Here is a 3,685-nt window from a genome sequence, read left to right on the forward strand (position 1 = left end):
ACCTTCGCGACCATGATCTACCTGATCGCCGCCCCACTCGGGGATCTCTTCAAATCCATTTGAGGCGTCGAAGAACCAGTGATTCATGGTTGCCGCTGGTTGGCAAGCCCCGCCGAGTCAGATCGAGCGTTCGCCGGTATCATATCTTGAGCGACCGGGGGGGGTGCCACAAACCGTCATTTACCAACCTTGTTGGGGGCTATCGGCTTTTGGCATGGGCGGTAATACCGGATGTGCTAGTCTAAGCGATTATGGCCGCTGCCCATTTGGGGGGGGGGATTATGCCGATACTTCTTATCGCTCTGTCAGCATGTGGATTTTTGGCCGTCATGGTTGGCGTGTCTAAACTGGCTGATCGCAACAAAACAAAGCCAGCCCCCAAAGATAGCCGTTCAATAAATTTTCAGGGTATCGATGACGCTGGGAAACTGACCCGGCAGATGGCCGAGCTTCAGCTTCGGGTGAATGCGCTTGCCGCAAGAGAAGATACGCTTCTCGCCTCTATCCGTGAATTTGAGCAGGGAGTGGATGCCCGTAAAGCCGAGAAGCTGGCTGCCGAGCAAGACGAAATCAATGCTGCTGTCACGGCCAAAAATGCAGTTGAGGTTCGTGTTAGCGAGCTTCGTGAGGCTGAACAAAAGCTGGCCGATGTCGTCTCTGACCTTCAGGCCGACGCCGACCGTAAGAAATTGCATGTGGATGAACTATCCGCCGACGTTGCCGATCTCTCCCGGACCAAGGACGCTCTCGATGAGAGCATCACCAATCTCTTGGCCCGGCAGCGTGAGATTGAGGCTGAGATGGCCGAACTGGATCGGGACATTGACGAGCGACGCCGGGAAAAAGTAGCCGAGATGGATGAGGCCGTCGCCGCACAGAAGGAATTGGCACTGTCCAAGATCATGGCGTGGACGGAGTCCGAGAAATCGCGGCTTCAGGAGCGGTTCGAGAGCAGCTATCAGACCGAGGTCACTGACTTGCGGCGTCAACTGATCGAAAAAGTTACAGCCGAATTCGATAGCATCCACGAATATTTCTCGACCTTCGCCTCGGAGCGTAAGCTCATGGCCGAAACTGAAATCAAGGACTTCCTGGCTGAGAAGCGTTCGACCATTCTGTCCAACCTAGAATAGACGGGAGGCGGACATGCTTGCTCGTATCGTTCTGGCTGCCACCCTGATTGCCAGTGTTGTTTTTGGCCCGGTTCGTCCAGTTTTAGCCCAAGAGCAGCCGGACATTATCATCTTGTTCGATCAATCGGGATCGGTTGGAAAGCATGATCCAAAACTTGCCTCCAAGGCATGGCTGCTCACCTTCCTGAAGACCTTCGACAATCCGTATAAGATCGAAGTCGTCGGCTTTGATGAAGCCCTATACCGCCACCTTGCCGTTGAGCGCGATACCGCCACCGACATCAAGGCCCTGAACCACGCGATCGACGAAATCGAGATGGTCGGCAAAGCGACCGACCTGGAGATGCCATTTCGGTATCTTCTGAATTTTGCCAAACCCACGACCAAATTGGCGATCATCATATCCGATGGCGAGCCCGAAATTTGGGATGCCAAGCTGGGCTATCTCAGCAAGGAGGTTCAAGCGGACCCCCGCTATGAAGATCTAAACCGCCAGTATCAGCAGATGAAGGATGCCGGGGTCTCGAAGCGGAAGCGGTTTGAAAAACTCGGCGCTCTTTACCACGCCCGCAATATCGATCTCATTGAAGGCCAGTTGCCGGGTATCGCCAAGTTGATCGGGGATCGTCTGATCGTCTGGGATTTGTCCGGAACCTCCTATTATCTGAAGACCTGGGCCAAGGCAGCGGGTGCCCAATATCTTCCGATGCGGGTGGCTGCTCAGGAAAATCCCGTTGAGCAATTGCAGAAGGCCATGACGGCCTTGCAGCAGCATTCCAGTGCTATCGTCAAGGAAGCCCTACCGGACGACCACGAGCATCGAGCCGCCATAGCCCTGACCACAATTCCCGAGATCGCTGCGAAGGTTCAGCCGAGGGAGCAACCCGCCCCCAAGCCGCTATCCCCCCCCATCGAAACAAGGATGGCTGAGCCGGTTGCGCCCCAGCTCGTAGCTCCTGCGGATACGCAAACCAGTCAGTCACCCATATGGGGGATTGTTCTTGTGTTGTTGGGCGGTGTGATTGGAGCTTTGATCGCCTACCGGCGACGAGCGACTGCCAAGGCCGAACCAGCCGTTCCGGTGGACCTTGCCTCCCAGTACATTGACGCCAAGGTCAAAGGTGCCCTTGATGACGCGGAGAAATTGCGGCGGAAACTTCTTATCGCGGAAAGCGAAGCTGTCAAGGTCGAGCGGCGGTTCTCATTGCGTGTTGCTGTGCCTGCCGGAGCCATGGAAATTCAATGGATCAGTGCTGATGGTGAGAAGCGGGAAACGGCTGCCATCAATCTTTCCATGCACGGCGTCAAATTCGAGACTCATGGAGCCGAGGTCAAGGCCGTCACCAAGATTATCTGCCCGAATATGGATGTGGTTCTGGGGGTGAAGAAATTTCAGGAAATCCGTCGTGATGGTAGTCGCTGCGTTGCCCTTTTGATCGAGTTTGAAAACAATCTCGATGACTGGATGCGGTGGGTAGAAATCATAACCCGGATCGACCAGACCGCCACAAAGCAGTGAGCGATGGACAGGAGGTTTCCATGAGCAATCTGATTGATGACACCCTGGACTTCGTGGGACACGAACTTCAGGTTGCTCGAGATAGGGTTGAGGACTTCGCACATGCTCTCAGTGCTTCTGTCCTCCCATCTGCCCCCGAACCAAAGCTGAAGCCACCGACACTCAAGCAAGTTCATCAGCTTGAAAACCGCATCCATGAGCTTGAGGAGAAGCTTAAGGCCACACAGCGTGAGTTGGGGTTGAAGAAGGCTGCGAACGAGGGGCTTATGGCCCAAGCACACGCTCTGAAGGCTGCCTTGAAAGCCGCATACCCCAAGTGTCCATTGTTGGGGCCAAGTGGCAAAGTTTGGAACAGCGGACCGATGGCTGGGAAGCGAAAGTCCCGACTTCGCATCGTCTGGGAACAAGCCTTTGACGTAGAGGCCAAACGCCTCGGCGCTGCTGACCCGATGAAAATCCGCTTATCCTAATTGACGGCGCTGCTCATCTTTAGAGGAACAGAACCGCTTGTGGTGAAGTTCTGATGCCATGTTACGGAAAATCTTTCCGCAGGAATCGCAAAAGAACAGATGGACGAGGGAGGGTAGAGATTCCCGGCATCTGATTTCACGGGGTGTGTTGCCATGAACCGCAGCGGGTTTCTTAGGCTTTGGGTCGCGAATGTTACGCATCAACTGCGTGATGACCTCGTTCAAATCGAAGAGCTTATCGCCGGAAATCGTAACTGGGGCAAAAGTCCGGGTGATCAGGCGGCGTAGCGCGCGGCGATCAGCGAGGGGAGTCCCGGCACGGCGTTTCCGACAGCGGCGCCGAGGCGGTCTCCCAGGAAATCCCAGAACGAGATGCCGAGCTTGCGGCAGGTCTTGGCGAGGCCGAGGAAGGCGTCGCGGCAGTCGCGGCCCTGGTCGCTGCGGGTGACCGAGCGGCCACGCCCCGACGCAGGGGGGGGCATGATACATAGGCGTTAACATAGCGCACACACTTGGCGTTTTCGCTTTCTTGGGGTGTCGGCGAGGCGTACAGCGAGGCTGGT

Annotated in this window: 4 protein-coding genes; 3 read left to right on the top strand and 1 reads right to left on the bottom strand. The window is 55.8% G+C overall.

The genetic code is table 11. The features are described from left to right. Positions 1 to 281 precede the first annotated feature (281 nt). From A6A05_RS20535 to A6A05_RS02135, 3 genes are read left to right on the top strand one after another with little or no spacing between them, the layout of a single operon-like run. Positions 282 to 1,133, top strand: coding sequence for a hypothetical protein (locus tag A6A05_RS20535; RefSeq protein WP_156520849.1), 852 nt, complete (start codon positions 282 to 284; stop codon positions 1,131 to 1,133). 13 nt (positions 1,134 to 1,146) lie between these two features. Further along, on the top strand, positions 1,147 to 2,652 hold the full coding sequence (locus tag A6A05_RS02130) for a vWA domain-containing protein (RefSeq protein ID WP_068497010.1): 1,506 nt from the start codon (positions 1,147 to 1,149) through the stop codon (positions 2,650 to 2,652). Positions 2,653 to 2,672: 20 nt separating this feature from the next. Continuing rightward, positions 2,673 to 3,122, top strand: coding sequence for a hypothetical protein (locus A6A05_RS02135; protein ID WP_156520850.1), 450 nt, complete (start codon positions 2,673 to 2,675; stop codon positions 3,120 to 3,122). 275 nt (positions 3,123 to 3,397) lie between these two features. Here the strand turns inward: A6A05_RS02135 and A6A05_RS02140 are convergent, their stop codons facing one another. Continuing rightward, on the bottom strand, positions 3,398 to 3,604 hold the full coding sequence (locus tag A6A05_RS02140; RefSeq protein ID WP_068497014.1) for a hypothetical protein: 207 nt from the start codon (positions 3,602 to 3,604) through the stop codon (positions 3,398 to 3,400). Between the last annotated feature and the right edge of the window lie 81 nt (positions 3,605 to 3,685).

Origin of the sequence: Magnetospirillum moscoviense (genome assembly GCF_001650635.1) — a bacterium.
Taxonomy (GTDB): domain Bacteria; phylum Pseudomonadota; class Alphaproteobacteria; order Rhodospirillales; family Magnetospirillaceae; genus Magnetospirillum; species Magnetospirillum moscoviense.

Bases quoted from the DNA above. Each gene is read 5' to 3' on its own strand.
- A6A05_RS20535 (WP_156520849.1), top strand. From the start codon at position 282: ATGCCGATACTTCTTATCGCTCTGTCAGCATGTGGATTTTTGGCCGTC.
- A6A05_RS02130 (WP_068497010.1), top strand. From the start codon at position 1,147: ATGCTTGCTCGTATCGTTCTGGCTGCCACCCTGATTGCCAGTGTTGTT.
- A6A05_RS02135 (WP_156520850.1), top strand. From the start codon at position 2,673: ATGAGCAATCTGATTGATGACACCCTGGACTTCGTGGGACACGAACTT.
- A6A05_RS02140 (WP_068497014.1), bottom strand. From the start codon at position 3,604: ATGCCCCCCCCTGCGTCGGGGCGTGGCCGCTCGGTCACCCGCAGCGAC.